The sequence below is a fragment of the Polaribacter gochangensis genome (assembly GCF_046224025.1).
GTDB classification, from domain to species: domain Bacteria; phylum Bacteroidota; class Bacteroidia; order Flavobacteriales; family Flavobacteriaceae; genus Polaribacter; species Polaribacter gochangensis.
Genome location: NZ_JBJXRF010000002.1, coordinates 174,314 through 194,185 on the forward strand (window position 1 = coordinate 174,314; position 19,872 = coordinate 194,185).

Annotated in this window: 15 protein-coding genes; 3 read left to right on the forward strand and 12 right to left on the reverse strand. The window is 32.0% G+C overall.

Features of this window, described 5'->3' with window-relative positions:
- Positions 1 to 16 precede the first annotated feature (16 nt).
- The 5 genes from ACEWL1_RS06110 to ACEWL1_RS06130 are packed head-to-tail and all read right to left on the reverse strand — an operon-like array spanning position 17 to position 3,548.
- Positions 17 to 1,237: an Nramp family divalent metal transporter gene (locus ACEWL1_RS06110; RefSeq protein ID WP_409232407.1), complete on the reverse strand. Its 1,221-nt coding sequence runs from the start codon at positions 1,235 to 1,237 to the stop codon at positions 17 to 19.
- On the reverse strand, positions 1,237 to 1,674 hold the full coding sequence (locus ACEWL1_RS06115) for a hypothetical protein (protein ID WP_409232408.1): 438 nt from the start codon (positions 1,672 to 1,674) through the stop codon (positions 1,237 to 1,239). Before ACEWL1_RS06115 ends, ACEWL1_RS06110 begins: the two co-directional genes overlap by 1 nt.
- A 1-nt stretch (position 1,675) precedes the next feature.
- Positions 1,676 to 2,239: an RNA polymerase sigma factor gene (locus tag ACEWL1_RS06120; protein ID WP_409232409.1), complete on the reverse strand. Its 564-nt coding sequence runs from the start codon at positions 2,237 to 2,239 to the stop codon at positions 1,676 to 1,678.
- Entirely contained in the window at positions 2,230 to 3,330 is a 1,101-nt protein-coding gene (locus ACEWL1_RS06125) for a glycosyltransferase (protein WP_409232410.1), read from the reverse strand. Before ACEWL1_RS06125 ends, ACEWL1_RS06120 begins: the two co-directional genes overlap by 10 nt.
- A gap of 14 nt (positions 3,331 to 3,344) precedes the next feature.
- On the reverse strand, positions 3,345 to 3,548 hold the full coding sequence (locus tag ACEWL1_RS06130; protein ID WP_409232411.1) for a membrane or secreted protein: 204 nt from the start codon (positions 3,546 to 3,548) through the stop codon (positions 3,345 to 3,347).
- A 205-nt stretch (positions 3,549 to 3,753) separates the two neighbouring features.
- Between ACEWL1_RS06130 and ACEWL1_RS06135 the strand changes: the two genes are divergently transcribed.
- On the forward strand, positions 3,754 to 4,911 hold the full coding sequence (locus tag ACEWL1_RS06135) for a cytochrome-c peroxidase (protein WP_409232412.1): 1,158 nt from the start codon (positions 3,754 to 3,756) through the stop codon (positions 4,909 to 4,911).
- On the opposite strand, the gene murB is transcribed toward ACEWL1_RS06135, so the two are convergent.
- Both murB and ACEWL1_RS06145 read right to left on the reverse strand, forming a co-directional pair.
- Positions 4,908 to 5,915, reverse strand: coding sequence for a UDP-N-acetylmuramate dehydrogenase (gene murB, locus ACEWL1_RS06140; RefSeq protein ID WP_409232413.1), 1,008 nt, complete (start codon positions 5,913 to 5,915; stop codon positions 4,908 to 4,910). The two genes, ACEWL1_RS06135 and murB, sit on opposite strands and share 4 nt — an antisense overlap.
- Entirely contained in the window at positions 5,915 to 7,105 is a 1,191-nt protein-coding gene (locus tag ACEWL1_RS06145) for a pyridoxal phosphate-dependent aminotransferase (RefSeq protein ID WP_409232414.1), read from the reverse strand. Before ACEWL1_RS06145 ends, murB begins: the two co-directional genes overlap by 1 nt.
- 229 nt (positions 7,106 to 7,334) lie before the next feature.
- Between ACEWL1_RS06145 and ACEWL1_RS06150 the strand changes: the two genes are divergently transcribed.
- Positions 7,335 to 8,630 carry a retropepsin-like aspartic protease gene (locus ACEWL1_RS06150; RefSeq protein WP_409232415.1) on the forward strand — a complete coding sequence of 432 codons (1,296 nt, stop codon included), beginning with the start codon at positions 7,335 to 7,337 and terminating at the stop codon, positions 8,628 to 8,630.
- Between the two features lie 4 nt (positions 8,631 to 8,634).
- Here the strand turns inward: ACEWL1_RS06150 and ACEWL1_RS06155 are convergent, their stop codons facing one another.
- On the reverse strand, positions 8,635 to 9,024 hold the full coding sequence (locus ACEWL1_RS06155) for a DUF1573 domain-containing protein (protein ID WP_409232416.1): 390 nt from the start codon (positions 9,022 to 9,024) through the stop codon (positions 8,635 to 8,637).
- A 65-nt stretch (positions 9,025 to 9,089) separates the two neighbouring features.
- Here ACEWL1_RS06155 and ACEWL1_RS06160 point away from each other — a divergent pair, with 65 nt between their 5' ends.
- Positions 9,090 to 11,726 carry a valine--tRNA ligase gene (locus tag ACEWL1_RS06160; RefSeq protein ID WP_409232417.1) on the forward strand — a complete coding sequence of 879 codons (2,637 nt, stop codon included), beginning with the start codon at positions 9,090 to 9,092 and terminating at the stop codon, positions 11,724 to 11,726.
- A 671-nt stretch (positions 11,727 to 12,397) separates the two neighbouring features.
- On the opposite strand, the gene ACEWL1_RS06165 is transcribed toward ACEWL1_RS06160, so the two are convergent.
- The 4 genes from ACEWL1_RS06165 to ACEWL1_RS06180 form a co-directional block, all read right to left on the reverse strand.
- On the reverse strand, positions 12,398 to 12,784 hold the full coding sequence (locus ACEWL1_RS06165) for a hypothetical protein (protein ID WP_409232418.1): 387 nt from the start codon (positions 12,782 to 12,784) through the stop codon (positions 12,398 to 12,400).
- 69 nt (positions 12,785 to 12,853) lie between these two features.
- On the reverse strand, positions 12,854 to 15,772 hold the full coding sequence (locus tag ACEWL1_RS06170; RefSeq protein ID WP_409232419.1) for an FAD-binding and (Fe-S)-binding domain-containing protein: 2,919 nt from the start codon (positions 15,770 to 15,772) through the stop codon (positions 12,854 to 12,856).
- Positions 15,773 to 15,859: 87 nt separating this feature from the next.
- The gene (locus tag ACEWL1_RS06175) at positions 15,860 to 19,309 is read right to left on the reverse strand and encodes a DUF3427 domain-containing protein (RefSeq protein WP_409232420.1); all 3,450 of its coding nucleotides are present in this window, start codon (positions 19,307 to 19,309) and stop codon (positions 15,860 to 15,862) included.
- On the reverse strand, positions 19,302 to 19,697 hold the full coding sequence (locus ACEWL1_RS06180) for a (deoxy)nucleoside triphosphate pyrophosphohydrolase (protein WP_409232421.1): 396 nt from the start codon (positions 19,695 to 19,697) through the stop codon (positions 19,302 to 19,304). The genes ACEWL1_RS06175 and ACEWL1_RS06180 overlap by 8 nt, the downstream gene beginning before the upstream one ends.
- Between the last annotated feature and the right edge of the window lie 175 nt (positions 19,698 to 19,872).

Below are 19,872 nucleotides of genomic sequence, written 5' to 3' on the forward strand. Positions count from 1 at the left end.
GTTACAAAGAAAAGGATTAAAAATTGATCAAAAACCAAATACTAAACCCAATTAAAAATGCAATTCCGAACCAACTTAAAATTTTTAAATAAATAGTTGGTCGATGTTCTTTTGGAGTGTGTTTTCCTGAAATTAAAATATAATTTAGAATGGCGTAAAATGGTGCTGTTAAAAAGGATAAAATAGTTGCAATCTTAACCAATAAACCCATGTTACTCATAAAAAAATGTAAAATGATAAACGTACCAAAAGCTAAGAAAAGAATCCAAAACCAATAATTGAATTTTGTTTTTTTATCAAAAAGCAATTCGGTTGTTTTTGTCATGGCTCTTGGCGATGCATCTAAGGTTGTAATTGTGGTGCTAAACATGGTTGTAAATGCTGCTGCACCAATTAAAACATATGAATAATCTCCTAGATTTTCTGTATAAAGATGTATCAATTGCGATGCGAAAACTCCGCCATTATTAGAAAACGTTTCTCCAGAATTAAACATCACCAAAGTTCCAAGAACTACAAAACAAACCCCTAAAAAAAGTGTTCCTAAATATCCAACGTTAAAATCGAAAATTGCTTGATTTGGTTTTGTCTTTAAAAGCGTGGTTTTGTCTTTTTCTAACGTCCATAAAGAATGCCAAACAGATATATCTAATGGTGCTGGCATCCAACCTAAAAATGCAATTAAGAAAGTTATTTCTAAAGTTCCGCTAGGTAAAATTTGTGTAAAATTAAAAGTTTCTTTAGTGCTAAAAACTGCAATAGCAACTGCAATTATGGTGCTAATAGTTAATAAAATGATGATGTATTTCATCAAATGATCTAGCAACTTGTACTTTCCTATTATTAGTATAAAAAGACTGATCACAATTAATGAAACAGACCATAATACCAAATTGTTTGTGAAGCCAAATAACTGAGAAGCAATTCCGGCAGTTACAATAGTAACAGCAGCTTGAATGGTAAACATCGTAGCAAAATTGATGATGTAATAAGCGATTAAAACGGGCTTTCCTAGTTTTTTATATCCATCTAATAACGATTCTCCGGTTGCTGCTGCATAACGAGGTCCAAATTGAAAAAAAGGATATTTAAATAAATGCACCAACAACAACGCCCATAACAAACCAAACCCAAATTCTGCTCCAGCTTTGGTAGATTGTACTAAATGCGAAACGCCAATTGCCGCTCCTGCAAATAATAAACCTGGACCCAAAGAATTTAAGAATGATTTTTTCATTATTTATTAATTTCTACGTTATCGATTTCATTTAATAAAACTGAATCTTTGATTTTTAAATAAACAATTTTATCATTAACCGTTATGTAAGTTGAATCACCTTTTATTTTTGCCTCAAGAATATTGTTTGGTATTTCAAATGAATTTTGTTCCGGGTTAAACCATAGTATGTCTAAAAGTAAATAAAGTATAAAGCAGGAAAGGATAATCAAACTTGTAATAATAAATGCTTTTGATTTTGATGTCTTTTTTTTGAAAAAGAAAAAAAGAATCGAAACTATAGTCCAAGAGACTCCAATAATAAAAGTTAATAAAATAATTAAATGATGAAAACCTGGAGCATGAATATACTGATGGCCAAAAATAGAATAAGCTATCCAAGCCAAAATAAACCCCGTAATATAAATTAATAAAGCTTCTATTATTCCGATTTTCATATCAAGACCTTTTAATAATCTCAGCTAGCAGTTTTTTGGCACGTAATAATTTTACTTTTACGTTGTTTATGGGTTCGCCAATTTGTTCAGAAATTTCTTTATAACTCAATTCTTGGAAATAACGCAAGTTAATAACTTCTTGGTATTTTGGTTTTAACTGTTTGATGTCTTTTAGCAGTTTTGCCAAGTTTTGTTCTGTAATGATTTTGTCTTCTGGCGTCGGGTTGTCATCAATAACCTCATAAATTTCAGCATTTTTTACTTTGTATGATTCCGCTAAAATGGAAGATTTCTTTTTACGTAAGGTATCAATATGAATGTTTTTAGAAATGGTAATCAACCATGTTTTAAATTGATATTGCTCATCAAAAGTTTCAATTTTATCAAAAGCTTTAGAAAAAGTTTGAATGGTAATATCTTCTGCATCATTTTCGTTTTGATGTCTTTTTAATTGAAAATTATGAACACTGTTCCAGAAATTATCCAACAAGGTATTAAAAGCAAGTTGACTGCCTTCTTTCGCTTTTTGTATGGTTTGTAGTAATTCGTCGCCTTTTATTTCCAATGCGTAGGTTTTGAAAAAGTATTGGAGATAAAGATACTAAATTGAAATAGAAGTAAAAAAATCTCTAAAAAAGGAAATAATAGAAGTAAGTTTTTTTCTTGTAGTCTTTTTGCAAAAAAGCCAAAAACAAGATACAAACTGATGATATACACGCCAATAATTGGTGTAATTAGTTGCCAATCCATAAAAAAGAAAAGAAGCATAGCAGAAAGATAAAAGAACAACTTACTTGTAAAATACAATCCTAATAAAACCTTGTGTTTAAATTGATAATAAGACGCTGTAGAAACATGTCTTCTTTTTTGACGAAACCATTCGTTTAATGTTGTTGGCGGATTAGAAATCGTAAAACCTTTTCTGTTCAAACAAATTGCTGTATTTGTTTTAGTTGCTGCTTCTTGTATAAACAAATCATCGTCGCCAGATCTAACTTGAATGTGACTTATAAATCCGTTTGTTTTAAAAAACTCACTTTTTGTATACGCTAAATTTCTGCCAACGCCCATATATGGCGAACCAAGTTTTGCGTAACTAAAATACTGAATAGCAGTTGATAAAGTTTCAAGTCGAACAAGTAGGTTTACAAAAGTTTTTTCAGTTTTATATTTTCCGTAACCCAACACAATTGTTTTTTTGCTAGAAAAATGCCGAACCATAGATTGCATCCACAATCTAGAAACAGGTTTGCAATCTGCATCAGTAAATAATAAATGTTCGTTTGTAGCTGCTTTAATTCCGAGTGTCAATGCATATTTTTTATTTCCCCAAAAAGCTTCGTTATTTTTTACGTTTACAATTTTAATGTTTTCGTGTTGCTCTTTAAAAGCCTCCATCACTTCTAGTGTGTTGTCAGAAGAAGCATCATTGATTAAAACGATTTCAAAATCAGTATATTTTTGATTGACAATACTTGGTAAAAATGCGTGTAAATTGTGTTCTTCGTTTTTAGCGCAAATGATTATGGAAACAGGAATTTGTTCCGTAGTTTTTTTCTTTTCTTTTCCAAATAAAATGGAAGAAAAGCACAAGAAATAAATAAGTTGTACGGCAGTTGTAGCTACTAAAATGTAGAAAATAACTGTAAGAATCATATGATAAAAATCAATTATTTGTGTTCAGGTTCTGAACACGTATCAAACTGATCTGGGGTTTTACCGCAAAATCCACAAGCTTCTCCAGATTCGTTTAACATAGGGTTTTGACTAGCACAAGTTCCTGCAAACTTTCCGTCTTTTTTTGCCCAAATTTTAATGGCAATTCCAGCAAAAGCCAATCCTAATAAACCGATGGTAAGTAAAAGAAGTTTCATTGTAAATAATTTGATGTTACAAAGATACTTATTATTAAAAAAAGTAACTAAAAAAATGCGTTAAAGTATTCGTTTTCTAAAGTTAGAAAATAAATATTTTTTAAAAGAATTGTAGGGTGTTCTTAAAGTGAACTGTTATATATACAAGCCTAAAACGGAAAGCATGAAGCAACTTTACTTTTGTTTAATTTTTAAAACCTAGTATATGAATTTTTCAGTTAAAACCTGTTGCGTATTTGTAATTGCAACTTTTTTGTATTCGTGTTCAACTAATGAAGAGTATGTTGATATTTTGGATGTTACGGATCATGAAATCCTAAGTCAGACTTTAAATTTACCTTTAAATGAATTTAATTATGCAGATGTAATTCTTCCAAATACTTTTTTTGATAACAATTTAATGCAAGAAGACAATGAGCCTGCAACGAATCGAATAAGAAATCGAGGCGCAACTCTTGGTAGGGTTTTATTTTATGACAAAGCATTGTCTAAAAACAACACTATTTCTTGTGCTTCTTGCCACGACCAAGCTAAAAGTTTTTCTGATGATAAAAAGTTGAGTGTTGGTTTTGAAGGCGGATTAACAGCTAGAAATTCGATGAGTTTGGCAAATGCAAAATTTTATAGAAATGGACGATTTTTTTGGGATGAAAGAGCTGCCTCTTTAGAAGATCAAGTATTAATTCCGATTCAAGATCATATAGAAATGGGATTGACATTGTCAGAATTAGAAACCAAACTGAATTCAAAAAGAATTTATAAAATACTATTTAAAAGAGCATTTGGAGACACAATTGTAACGCGTCAGGCAATTGCTAGAGGATTGTCACAATTTGTGAGATCGATGGTTTCTTATCAATCAAAGTTTGATGAAGGATTGGCACAGACGAACGATCCAAGAAGGCCTTTTAATAATTTCACAAACTCGGAAAACAGAGGAAAACAATTGTTTTTTAGTCCAGAAACCAATTGCGCACAATGTCATACTACTGCAGCATTTATTGGCGATAGAGCAAGAAATAATGGTTTGGATGCAGTATTAACAGATGTAGGAGTTGGTGGAATAACTGGAAGTATAAATGATTTTGGAGAATTTAAAGTTCCATCATTAAGAAATATAGAAGTAACAGCCCCTTTTATGCATGATGGTCGATTTACAACTTTAGAACAAGTAATAGAACATTACAATTCTGGTGTTCAAGATAGCCAATATTTAGATGATAGATTACGAACAAGAAATGGAGTTAGAAGGTTAAATTTATCTGCTTCAGATAAAGCAGCGCTAAAAGATTTTTTAGCCACTTTAACAGATCGTTTTTTTCTTACAGATGAAAAATTTTCATCACCATTTAAAAGCGATTAAATGACATTAACTTCAATCTCTAAGGAAATGTGAAACTTTTCTAAAACAGTTTGCTGAATGTTTTGTGCAAGTTGTTGGATTTCTTTTCCGCTTGCATTTCCATAATTGACCAAAACCAATGCTTGTTTTTTGTGAACTCCGGCATCACCAAAACGTTTGCCTTTAAAACCGCATTGTTCTACCAACCAACCAGCAGGAACTTTGGTTTCAGTATCAGAAACTTTATAACTCGGAATTGTAGGGTGTTCTTTTTGGATTTCTAAAAATTGTTGTGTTAAAATGACTGGGTTTTTAAAAAAACTTCCGCTATTTCCTATTTCTTTTGGATCTGGAAGTTTCGATTTTCTGATTGCAATAACAGCATCAGAAACATCTTTAATGGTTGGGTTTGTAATGTTTTTTTCTTTCAAAGCAGTTTCAATTGCTCCGTAAGAAGTATTTAATTGATGGTTCTTTTTTGTCAATTGAAAACTAACAGAAGTTAAAATGTACTTTTCTTTGGCTTTGTTTTTAAAAATGGAATTTCTATACCCAAACTCACAATCAGCATTTGAAAAAGTTACTAATTTTCCGGTTGCAATTTCTAGGGCTTCTACTTTTGTAATGGTGTCTTTTACTTCAACTCCATAAGCACCAATATTCTGAATCGGACAGGTGCCAACATTTCCAGGAATCAAAGATAAATTTTCTACGCCACCATAATCTTGAGAAATACACCACAACACAAATTCGTGCCAGTTTTCTCCAGAATTTACAGTTATATGTACAGTGTTTTCATTTTCTCGATCGATAGAGATCCCTTTAATATCAATAAATACAACCAGTTTTTCGATGTCTTTTGTAAGCAACATATTGCTTCCGCCAGACAATAAAAATAATTCTTTTTCGGTTTTTAAGAGTTGTTGTAAATCATAAAAAGAGCGTATAACAACAAAACGTTTGGCATAAACTTCTACACCAAACGTATTGTATTGTTTTAAAGATATGTTGTTTAAAATAGTCACTAATCTTTATACACTTTTAAAGCTTCTTTTAAAATATTGATGGCCTTTTTTAAACTTTCATTATTTAATACATAGGCAATTCTAATTTGATTTAATCCAACGCCAGGTGTTGAGTAAAAACCGGCTGCAGGAGCAACCATTACGGTTTCTCTATTAACATCAAAAGATTCTAACAGCCATTTTGCAAAATCGTCTGCATTTTTTACCGGTAGCTCTACAATACAATAAAAGGCACCTTTAGGTTTTGCTACTTTTATTCCGTCTATTTCTTGTAGTGCTTCAATTAGCGTATTTCTTCTACTAACATATTCTTCAATTACTTCATCAAAATAACTTTGCGGAGTTTCTAGCGCTGCTTCAGATGCAATTTGTGCTAAGGTTGGCGGACTTAAACGTGCTTGTGCAAATTTTAAAGCAGTTTTGATTACTTCTTTATTTTTAGAAACTAAACAACCAATTCTTGCGCCACACATGCTGTATCTTTTTGATACAGAATCAATAACAATGGCATTATCAGCAATGCTCTCTTCTTGTAAAATTGAATAATGTTTAACTCCATCATAAGCAAACTCTCTATATACTTCGTCAGAAATTAAGAACAAGTCGTGTTTTTTTACAATTGCAGCTAATTTTTTAATTTCTTCTTTGCTATAAATATATCCAGTTGGATTTCCAGGATTGCAAATTAAAATAGCCTTAGTTTTAGGCGTAATTAATTTTTCAAATTCTTCAATTGGAGGCAATGCAAAATTATCTTCAATTTTAGAGATTACAGGAACAACATTTACCCCAGAAGCAATCGAAAAGCCGTTGTAATTTGCATAAAAAGGTTCTGGAATAATAATTTCATCATCAACATCCATGATGCTTCCAAAGGCAAAAAGTAATGCTTCACTTCCTCCAGTAGTTACTATAATATCATCGTGTTTTACATCAATATTATGTTTGTTATAATAATTTGCAATCTTTGTTCTATAACCTTCAGAGCCTTCAGATCTAGTATATGCAATGGTTGTTAAAGAGTGTACAGAAACAGCATCTAAAGCAACTTGTGGAGTTTTAATATCTGGTTGACCAATATTTAAATGATAAACTGTTTTCCCTTGTTTATATGCAGTTTCAGCATAAGGTACCAGTTTTCGAATTGGCGATTCTGGCATTAAGTTTCCTTTCTTTGAAATTAAAGGCATAATTTTTGATTTTGTTAGTTAAATGTAAAGCAAATTTCTGAATTTATTTTTAAAAACAAGTTAGGTTTTACATTTCTTTTTTTTCTGTTTATAAAGATTAATTATTTGCAAAAAAAAGAAATAACCAATACGCTAAATTTGTATATTGTCATTCATAATCATTAAATCATTTTTTTTGATAAAAAAACAAAATTTCTTCTTTCTATTCTTACTTGTTTTTTCGTTTACAGTGAAATCTCAAGATAAGTTTAATTTTTTTGGGCCAAACCAAAAAGAACAATTTGTTAGATTTAATCTAATAAACAACTTAATTGTGATTCCGATGGAGGTAAACGGAAAACAATTGTCTTTTATTTTAGATACTGGAGTTAATAAAACCATTCTATTTAATTTATCTCAGAACGATAGCATTGGTTTAAATGATGTAAGAAGAATAACGTTACAAGGATTAGGAAAAGGAAAATCTATGGATGCGTTAATTTCTGGGAATAACACCTTAAAAATCAAAAATTTTGTAGGTAAAAACCAAGAAGTTTACGTGCTTTTAAAAGATAAGTTTGATGTTTCTGGAAAAATGGGGGTTACAATTCATGGTATTGTTGGATACAAATTATTTAAAGATGCAATTGTTCATATCAATTATGTTACAAAACGAGTATACTTTTATAATCCGCAATTTTATGAATATAAGAAATGCAGAAAATGCCAAACGTTTCCTCTTCAATTTTATAGAAACAAGCCCTATATCGATGCAAAGGTTCAATTAGATACAGTTGGCACCACTTTAACTGATGTAAAATTGTTAATTGACACTGGTGGTTCAGAAGCCATTTGGTTGTTCGAAAATTCGAAAGATGAAATTCAAACTCCAATTAGACATTTTAAAGATGTTTTGGGAGAAGGAATCAGCGGAACTATTTACGGTAAAAAAAGTAGGATTAAGAAAATTTTAATTGGCAATTTTAAAATTAAAGAACCAACGGTTTCTTTTTTAGACTCAACATCTACATTTTATGCAAGGCAGTTTAAAGAGCGTAACGGAAGTATTGGTGGTAATATCTTAAAACGTTTTAAGATTTGGGTAGATTATAAAAACAAAAAAATAGTATTAAAAAAGAGTGGCTCTTTTAGCGGTGGTTTCGAATACAACATGAGTGGGTTAGATGTTGTTTACAATGGTAAAGTTTTGGTAAGAGAAAAAGAGGCAGCGCAGTTTTCAGATTCTTATTCTAACGGTAATGTTGAATCTTCAAATACAAAAACAGTGTCGGTAGTTTCTAGATACACATATAGGTTTAAACCTTCTTATAAAATAAAACACGTTTTGGAAAATTCGCCTGCAGGTTTAGCAGGACTTCAAATAGATGATGTGATTATGTCAATTAATGGTATTAAAGCACATCAGATGTCTTTAAAAGAACTCTTAGGTAAATTTCAATCAGGGCACAATAAAAGAATAAATATGGTGATAAAAAGAGAAGGTGTTCAAATGAAATTTCAATTTAGATTGGTTAAAAAAATCTAATAAATTAAGATTTTTTCGCTACAAACCCTCTTATTCTAACCATTTTTCTTTCACTCTTTGCATTCGAAAAAATAGTAATTTGTTTAGAAAATCCACCAACTTTAGAAGTATCATACGAAACGGTAATTCTGCCTTTTTCTCCAGGCATAATTGGGGCTGTTGGTTTTTTGGGAACTGTACAATCGCAAGAAGTTTTTATGTCTGTAATAATTAACGGACTTTTCCCAATATTTGTAAATTCAAAAACGCGATCACCATTAGAATTTTGAGCTACTTTACCGTAGTTTATCAACTCCTTTACAAATTTAAACTCCGGTTTAGTATCCTTAGCATTTTGTCCAAAACTAACGATGGTTAAACTTGCAAAAAAAAGGAATAGAATATATCTCTTCATGATGAATGTATTTTATGTAAAAGTAGTATTTTTGCTCATTATATTTCATAAAATAAAGCCAAATAATGGATATCCCATCTAAATATATTGCAACAAGTGTAGAAAGTAAATGGTACGATTACTGGATGAAAAACAACTATTTTCATTCAACACCAGATGAAAGAGAACCGTATACAATTGTAATTCCGCCACCAAACGTAACCGGAGTTTTACATATGGGACACATGCTAAACAATACCATTCAAGATGTATTAATTCGCCATGCACGTTTACAAGGAAAAAACGCGTGTTGGGTTCCTGGAACAGATCATGCATCCATTGCAACAGAAGCAAAAGTAGTTGCTAAATTAAAAGAACAAGGAATTGATAAAAACGATTTAACTCGTGAAGAATTCTTAGCACATGCTTGGGAGTGGAAACACGAATATGGTGGTATCATTTTAGAGCAATTAAAAAAGCTAGGATGTTCTTGCGATTGGGATAGAACTGCTTTTACAATGGATCCAGAAATGTCTGAATCTGTAATTAAAGTATTTGTTGATTTGTATAACAAAGGCTTAATTTATCGAGGTTATAGAATGGTAAATTGGGATCCAGAAGCAAAAACAACTCTTTCTGATGAAGAAGTAATTCACGTTGAAAAACAAGGGAATTTATATTATTTAGAATACAAAATAGAAGGTTCTGAGGAAACTTTAACAATTGCTACAACGCGTCCAGAAACCATTTTTGGAGATACCGCAATTTGTATCAATCCAAATGATGAGCGTTTTGCTCATTTAAAAGGAAAGAAAGCCATTGTGCCTTTATGCAATCGTGTAATTCCGATTATAGAAGACGACTATGTAGATGTTGAATTCGGAACAGGTTGTTTAAAAGTGACACCTGCGCACGATGAAAATGATAAAGTTTTAGGCGATAAACACAACTTAGAAGTTATTGATATTTTTAATGACGATGCTTCTCTAAATTCGTTTGGATTGCATTATGAAGGAAAAGACCGTTTTGTGGTTCGTAAAGAAATCACCAAAGAATTAGAAGAAAAGGGTTTTTTAGTAAAAACAGAACAACACTTAAATAAAGTTGGTACTTCTGAAAGAACCAAAGCCGTGATAGAGCCAAGATTGTCTGATCAATGGTTTTTAAAAATGGAAGACTTAGCAAAGCCTGCTATCGATGCGGTTTTAGGAGAAGATGCTGAAATCAATTTGTATCCAAAGAAGTTCGAAAATACCTATCGCCATTGGATGGAAAATATTCGTGATTGGAATATTTCTCGTCAATTGTGGTGGGGACAACAAATTCCGGCCTATTTCTACGGAGACGGAAAAGAAGATTTTGTAGTTGCAGAAAACATCGAAGATGCACTTGAGCTTGCGAAAGAGAAAACTCAAAACTCAAAACTAACAATTCAAAACTTAAAACAAGACGAAGATGCACTAGACACATGGTTCTCTTCTTGGTTATGGCCAATGTCGGTTTTTGACGGAATTAGAAATCCAGAAAATGAAGAAATCAAGTATTATTATCCAACAAACGATTTAGTTACAGGTCCAGATATTTTATTTTTCTGGGTGGCACGTATGATTATCGCTGGATACGAATACAAAGACAAAAAACCTTTTAACAATGTATATTTAACAGGTTTGGTGCGTGATAAAGAACGTAGAAAAATGTCAAAATCATTAGGAAATTCTCCTGATGCATTAAAGTTGATTGATGATTATGGAGCAGACGGAGTACGAGTAGGTTTGTTATTAAGTTCTGCTGCTGGAAACGATTTAATGTTTGATGAAGCCTTGTGTCAGCAAGGAAAACAGTTTGCAAATAAAATTTGGAATGCCTTTCGTTTGATAAAAGGTTGGGAAGTTGATGCGAGTTTACCGCAGCCAGAAACCGCAAAAATTGGTTTGGCTTGGTACGAAGCAAAATTCCAAAAAGCCTTGACAGAAATTGAAGATCATTTCTCTAAATACAGATTGTCAGATGCGTTGATGGCGATTTATAAATTAATTATGGACGATTTTTCTTCATGGTTATTAGAAATTGTAAAACCAGCATATCAACAACCCATTGATGCAAAAACCTACGCAGAAATTATTGCTGTGTTAGAAAATAATTTAAAAGTGTTACATCCTTTTATGCCATTTTTATCAGAAGAAATTTGGCAACATATTACAGAAAGAACTTCAGAAGAAGCCTTAATTGTTGCAAAATGGCCAGAAGCATCTGAAAGTAATCAAGCGTTGATTGCCAATTTTGCGATGATTACCGATGTAGTTTCAGGAATTAGAACCATCAGAAAAGAAAAGAACATTTCATTTAAAGACACGGTTGAATTGTTTGTGGTAAATAATGAAAAAGCAACTCAAAGTTTTGATGTTGTGATCCAAAAACTAACAAACACTGCAGCAATTACCTATGTTTCTGAGAAAGTTGATGGTGCTTCGTTTAGAGTAAAATCGAACGAATATTTTGTACCCATTTCTGTAGATGATATTGATGTAGAAGCTGAAATAGAAAAACTAGAAGCTGAGTTAAAAAGGGCAGAAGACTTTTTATACGGGATTTCAAAGAAATTGTCTAACGAGCGTTTTGTAAGCAACGCACCCGAGCAGGTAATTACATTAGAACGTAAAAAAGAAGCAGATACATTAGCAAAAATTGAAACGATTAAAAACAGTTTGGCTAGTTTAAAATAAATACAAGTCTTATTGTATGCTAAAGCTAGCATACTTCTTTAATAATACTCAAGTAAAAAAGCTTCCAATTGGAAGCTTTTTTTTTTGACACTTATTTAGGTGTTTTTTTTGCGATGTATTTGTAGTATTAAAAAAGTTGAAATTATAGAAATGATAAGGCCTTGTAAAACAATTATTAAGAAAATTATGGGCAAACTAAATTGATGTTCCCAAAAAAAGAAGTGATGTTGTAGAATAACTATAAAACTTGGCTGAACATAATTGATATACATAAGTAAAGTACAAATAGCAAGTACTACTGTTAGTAACGAAGTGTAGATGCCAACCCAAAAATTCTTCCAATATTGAGTTTCATAATTAACATAAATATTTTTTTCAATAGCATAGTTAACCCCTGTAAATATAAATAGGAAATTAACAATCCGTAATGCAGGAACTTCATCCAATTGAATTCCCCTCAGAAAAAAAAAGTAACAAATCATTGCCAAAGTTGTAAAAAAAGAACTTTTAACTATGATTTTTGTTTTATTAGGCATTAGATAGGATTTACGTCAGAAAAGTAAAATTAAGAATTTTTTTAAAAAACAGCACTGCTAAAATAGTTCTAAAAAAAAATGCATTTGAGACCTAAACTGTAGGTGTCAAATGCATGAAGGTTTAAGCAAAGAGTTTTATTTTCTTTTTTTTGCTACAATATCTAGATCTCCGTCAGGTGTACTTACAGTTCCTTTCATAGAATCGCCATCAAACTCAAAATCAAATTCTACCAGAGCGCCTTGCATATCAATATTTGCAGTAAGTTCTTTCCCTTTTAAGGCTATATTATTTAATTCTAAAGTACCAAACTGTGTAGTTTCAATTTCAATAGCATACGTATCATCAGATTTTTTAATAGTCATAATACCAGTCATTGTGCCATCTGCAGCTTCAACTTCGTAATCCCACACACCAGTGATGTCTTTAAAATCAGTAGATTGCATAGAGGTAAGTCCAATGGTTAACATAAAAAACACTACCCCTAAAACGAACTTACTTTTTAATAATTTTGATTGTTTCATTTTTTTATCTTTTTATTTAGATTACTAATCTACAATTTTTAAATAAATATTAAAATAATTGTTTTTAAATTAAGTCAAAGCTTCCTTTAATAATGTAATAGGATGTTTTGCAATACACTGTGTTCCATCAAAAATTTGATGTCTACAACTAGTTCCTGCTGCAACAATTTCTGTGCCTGTAGCGCAGTTTCTAACTTTCGGAAACAAGGTATCTTCACCAACTTGCATACTCAAATCGTAATGTTCTTTTTCGTAACCAAAACTTCCTGCCATTCCGCAACAACCCGTATTTAAGATAGTTACTGAATAATTTTTAGGAATGTTTAAGATGTTAAAACTCGCAGCTGTACTCGACAATGCTTTTTGATGACAATGTCCGTGAATCTTCAATGTTTTACTTTCTGATGTAAATAATGAAGTATCAATTATTGCTTTTTGATATTCCTGATTTAAAAACTCTTCGACTGTAAAACAGTTTTCAGAAAGCTCTTTTGCGGCTTTTTTATCGCTTGCGATTCGCAAGTATTCGTCTCTAAAAGTTAAGATTGCAGATGGTTCTATTCCGATTAGCGGCGTTTCTTCTGTAATGATGCCTTTAAAAAGAGCAATGTTTTCATCACAAACTACTTTCGCTTCTTTTAAAAATCCTTTCGATATAAAACTACGTCCGCTTTCTTTGTGATGTAACATTTCAACAGTATAGCCTAATTTCTCTAAGACAAAAATGGCGTCCTTTCCGATTTCTACATCGTAATAATTGGTAAATTCGTCGTTGAATAGGTATACCGTTTTTTGAGATTGAGATTTCTCGATTTCTCTCGAAATGACAGTACGTTTTTTATACCAGTTATGAAATGTCTTTGATGCCAATTTTGGAACACTTCTTTTTTGTGCAATTCCCATAATCGCTTTTGCTAACGCAGTATTTAACATTGCGTTTGTTAGTGCAGGAGCAAGGCTTCCTAATTGATTATACTTTACATTATTGGCAAACAATTTACTTCTAAAAGAATAACCATTTGTTTCTTGATATTGATATAGAAACTCTGCTTTTAAAGCCGAAACATCTACATTACTCGGACATTCAGAAGCACAAGCTTTACAACTCAAACACAAGTCAAAGACTTCTTTTAATTCTTGATGATTAAATTTATTTGGCTCCTCAGAATTGGTTAAAAACTCACGCAATGCATTTGCTCTTGCGCGTGTGGTGTCTTTTTCGTTTTTGGTGGCTCTATAACTCGGACACATCGTTCCGCCAGCAGAAACTGGTTTTCTACAATCTCCAGAACCATTACATTTTTCTGCTAACTTTAAAATGCCTTCATTTTCAGAAAAATCTTGAAGGGTTTTGATAACAGGTTCTTTCCGGTCGATTTCGTAGCGTAAACTTTCATCCATCGGAAATGCATCTGTAATTTTACCTTTGTTAAAAACGTTGTTGGGATCAAATGCTTTTTTAATGCGTCGTAATAATTGATAGTTTTCTTCGCCAATCATTAACGGAATAAACTCTGCACGTACAATTCCGTCTCCGTGTTCGCCACTAAAAGAACCTTTGTATTTTTTTACAAGCTTTGCGGTTTCTGTGGTAATTTTTCTGAACAATACCACATCTTCTTTTTTCTTTAAATTTAAAATAGGGCGTAAATGAATTTCACCAGCGCCAGCGTGTGCATAATAAATGGCTTTTTGTTGATAGGCATCCATCATCGCTGTAAACTCTTCAATATAATTAGGCAAATCTTCTAAAGCAACTGCGGTGTCTTCGATACATGCAACGGCTTTTTTATCGCCAATCATATTTCCTAACAAACCTAAACCTGCTTTACGTAAGGCAAATATTTTATTGATATCGTTTCCATAAATCTTTGGATGATGATAACCGAAGTTGTTTTTTTCTAAATCAGCAATTACATTATTTGCCAATATTTCTGCTTCTTCAATAGTATCTGCAGCAACTTCTAACATTAAAACAGCTTCTGGATCTCCTTGTAAAAAGAACCTATTTTTTGCTTGTTCTCTGTTATTTTTTGTGCAATCTAAAATGGCTTTGTCCATCAATTCACAGGTAAATAAGTTGTGATTCATGGTAATCAAAGTCGCTTTTAAACTTTCGTTGATGCTGTTGAAATGCGAAGTAATTAAAATACTTTCTTTTGGCTGAACATCATCTAGTTGTAAGGTAATTGCAGTAGAAAAAGCGAGAGTTCCTTCGCTTCCTGCTAAGAATTTAGCAACATTTATGGTTGGTGCTGTTCCGCCAAACAAATCCGATGTTAAAAATTCGTCAACTGCATAACCCGTATTTCTTCTATGAATGGTTGCTTTCGGAAATTCTTTTTTAATTTCTTCTTGAGCAGAATCAAAAATCAATTCGCTATAAATGGCTTTGTAAATGCTTCCTTCTAGCGTTTCTAATTCCATTTTTTGTTTAAATTCCTCCGAAGTAATTTCAGAAAAGGTCGCCAAACTTCCATCACTTAAAACGGCATCAATAGCAAGTACTTTATCGCGTGTAACTCCGTAGCGAATCGACGTGCTTCCAGAAGAATTGTTACCAACCATTCCGCCAATCATACAACGGTTAGAGGTTGAGGTGTTTGGACCAAAAAATAAACCGTGTGGTTTTAGAAATAAGTTCAATTCATCTCTGATAATTCCAGGCTCAACGGTAATTGTTTTTTTACTTGCATCAAAAGAAATGATGTTGGTAAAATGTTTAGAAACATCTACTACAATTCCGTCTCCAACACATTGTCCGGCTAAGGAAGTTCCTGCGGTTCTTGGTATTAAGGTAATCTCGTTTTTGGTTGCAAAAGCAATCAATTGTTGAATGTCTGCTACATCTTTTGGAAAAGCAACAGCCAACGGAATCTTACGATATACAGACGCATCGGTTGCGTAGATGGACTTGTGTAAGGCATCAAAAAGGAGACTTCCTTTTAAAGAAGTATCTAATACAGTTAAAATAGCAGTGTCAATCATTTTTGTTTAGCATGGAATACTGCGAATTTAAAAATAATAAATTGCTTCTCTATTGATTTTGTTTTGAATAATTAGGTATTGATGTTATTACTCTTTGAAATCTTCTAGAATTTTCACGAACTCACCTATAATCCTCATTTCTTCAGCATTTTCTTCTGTGATAATGATGTTTTTGTAAGTGCTATCATATGAGTTTGGACTTAAAGTAATTGAAGTGTGTTCCCACATTTCTTCTGAAACAGACTTTTCACTTGAGTATGTTTTGATAGTAAAAGCTGAGTTGAAGTCAGGGTCTTGTATATCCCTATTTTCTATCAAGACTATTTTCCCATTTCTGCTACCGCCTGTATATGGTTTAAACAAGCAGATAGAGCCATTTGGAATAACTCTATTCATTGATTCACCAATGATTCTACATGCGAAATAATCGTTAATTGAACTGTTTTTAGGACCTTCAATGAGTGTAAATTCCTTCTCTGATTGTAATTCACTAAACGTACCAGCAACAGCATAAAAATTATATAATGGAATCGGGTGTTTTAACTCCTCTTCAAAACTCAAAGATTGTTGTATAGGAACTACTTTGTTTGTTTTTACCGGCTTTGCTTTCTTAATTGTAGACTTTTCCTGTAAATAGTTATACATACTAGATGTAACAGGATTCGTTAAATTGAATCTGATTTTCACCACAGAAAGTTGCTTTCCACTATCATTTGGGATGGTAGTTTGCTCTACTTGTTTTAAATTTGGATTCATTTCTCCCATATAGTAGAAGTCCATTCCTTCATCATTATTTTTTTTAATAAATAAGGGAAGGCGAATAGGTCCATTTTGACCTAAAATAGATTGAACATCATTGCTATTCATGGTTCGGTTTGACTTTGACATCCAATCAAACTCTTTATTGTTTACGAACTCGTCATCGTATTTGGTCGATTCCGAAATATGCTCTTCTTTATGATAGTTAACAAAAATTGGGCAGTGCTCATTTCCTGGACTTACAAGATATCCACCCACGTTTTGGGCAACAGGATTTTTCTCCACATTCAATATTCTAAATACATCTTTTCGCGAATACTTTCTGTAAAGAACAAAACCGTTTTGCCATTTATCTAATTCAAACAACCTATTGAATTCATAAATAGAGTAAGCTGCCGAATCGAGGAGAAAGCGCTTAAATTCAGTTTGTTTTAAATGAGAATTAAACACCTTTGAAAAGACAAAATTTTCGTTTATAATGCTCAGAATATCTAAATCATAAATTTCTTTAACTGAGAGCATTTTGCCGTTTTTCTTTTCGCGAACAAACTCAAAATTCAAGTTGGAAACACAAGATTTTATAGTCTCATTAGAAATATTATAACCATACTTTTTATACACATGTTCTTTGAATTCTTTCACCGAAAGTTTACCTGTTTTAATGATTATTTTTATGATTAGACTTTCTTCAAGTCGTTTTGAGTTGTTTATTTCTTTAGAAAACAACTCCAGTAATTTCACTTGTGTTTTAGATAATATTGTGTTTTCTGCTTTCTCAACCTTTAAGATAAAGTTATAATATGAGTTTGAGTAATTTACGAATAAGAAAGGATTTCGTGAGCCGTGCTCAATAAAATCCATCATCATTGGTGTTCTTCCTAACTTGAATTTTAAAAGATTGTAATCCTTTTTCAAATCAGCGAATAACTGCATATTAGCGGAATCAATAGATTGAAAAATTCTTTCTTTTGTTATTTCATCAAAATTGATTGTAGAAGCTCCTGGTATCATTCGGCTGCCTTCAGTTATTAATTTTCTTAAAGAGTCTTTATTGTAAGAAGTATCTCCATACAAAGCGATAGGAATGAGGTAATTGTTTTCATAATTTCCAATGAAATCAATGACTGTCAAATAACCTTTTCCATCTAACTTTCTCAATCCTCTCCCCAACTGCTGAATGAAAATAATTGCTGATTCTGTAGGGCGAAGCATGATGATCTGATTGATTTTTGGTATATCAATACCTTCGTTAAAAATATCAACCGTGAATATGTAATCGAGTTTTTCGCTTAGATTATCGGTTTCTAACTTTTCAATCGCTCTTGCTCTTTCTTTTTCGTTACTATCTCCTGTTAATGCTACAGTTCTGAACCCCTTTGAATTGAATAACTCCGACAGTTCAACTGCTTCATTCTTTCTTGAACAGAAGATTAATCCTCTTGTTATTCCATTATCGCTACCATAGAATTTGGCCTGCTCAATTATTCGTTCAACACGTTCATTTGAAACTAAATATCTGAAATCCGATTTTCTATCTACTTCGATGTTGTCAATTGATAAATCAGTAACTCCATAATAATGAAACGAACTAAGCATTTCCTCTTCCATTGCTCTACTTAATCGGATTTCGTAAGCAATGTTGTGGTCGAAGAGTTGAAAAATATCATTACCATCAGTCCGCTCTGGGGTGGCAGTCATTCCTAATAGAAACTTCGGTTCAAAGTGTTCAATCAGGCGTAAATATGAACCAGCACCTGATCTATGAGTTTCATCTATTATGATGTAGTCAAAATAATCTTTTGAGAAATTATCTAAGTGGTTGGTTTTTGAAATGGTTTGAATAGTCGAAAAGACAAAGTCACAATCTAAATCTCGTTTGCTTCCAGAATACAAACCCATAGTTTTGTCATTTCCAAAAACACTTCGAAATGTGGTTAATGAGTCTTTCGTAATTGTCAATCGATGAACTACGAAAAGTAATTTTTTAGGGTTAAAAGCTTTTGCATCAAATGCTGACAGATAAGTTTTTCCAGTACCTGTTGCCGAAATAATTAGCGCTTTATTTTTACCCTCAACTCTTAAATTCTTCAAATTCCCCAATGCTTCTATTTGCATGGAGTTAGGGGTGATAATTGGTTTGGATTCAGCTAAATCTTCAAATTTGTTTTTTCTATTTAGAAGAAATTGACTTTGGTATATTTCTTCATAAGATAAAATATATTCAGCTGTCACAGGTGTTCCCTTTTCAAAATCTGAATTAAACTCAAACATCACTTTTTCAACTATGCCACTTTCGTCTAGAGCGGAGACTTTAAGATTCCATTCTTTGTTAGTGGACAATGCTTGTGCAGTTAGATTACTACTTCCAACAATTAGGTTGTAGTAGTCTTTACTTTTAAAGATGTAACCTTTTGTATGAGCGTTTCCTGTAGTTGTAATTCTTAAATCTATATTACTAAACTGCAAAAGCCTTTTTAGTGCTTCAGGCTGCGTAAAGTTTAGATACTGAGATACTATTATTTTACCTGTTATTTCTCGGTTTTCTAACTCTTTGAGTTTGTTAATTATAGCAGCGACTCCGCTAGTTGTAATAAATGCTACAGAGATAAAAAACTGATTGCAATTTTCAAGCTCGTGAAGAATGTTTGAAAGTACCTTTCTTGGTGGTTTCTTTTGATTGACGAGTAACTCTGGCTGATAGTCCATATTAGATAAAATTGATTTATCTACATAACCAGTTTGTAAGCTTTTATTAAAACTTTGGATTAGATCACTCATTCGAAACCAATTTGTTAACAATTGGAATATCAGCAGCTGCCCAATCCAATGCACTAAGTTCATTGATAGTCAGCCATTTTTGATCTATATGTTCATTGAGTGTGAGTTTTTTTGTATCAACTTCACAAATAAAACTGTGCATCGTTAATTCAAAATCTGGGTATTGGTGAACAACTGTTAGAAAGTAGGATTTGATATTTGTTGAAAGGTTCAATTCTTCTAATAATTCGCGATGCAAAGCTTCTTTTTTAGTTTCTCCTACTTCAACTTTCCCCCCAGGGAATTCATATTTCTCAGAAATGTAAGGGAGTTTGTTTTTAGGCCTTTGAACACAAAGAACTTGATCTTCACAAAATATCACACCTGCAACGACTTCAATTGATTTCATTAATAAAAATTGTTCTATAATACTTGTTGATAATTAACTAAATATGGTACCGTATTTAAAACTACATTCCAATGTTAGCGAAGTTACCGAAAAAGAAGTTTAAAATCAAACCAAATCTTTAAAGTAATTGTTTGTGTTTATTTTTAAAAATCAATCCTTGTTTTTAATTTTACCT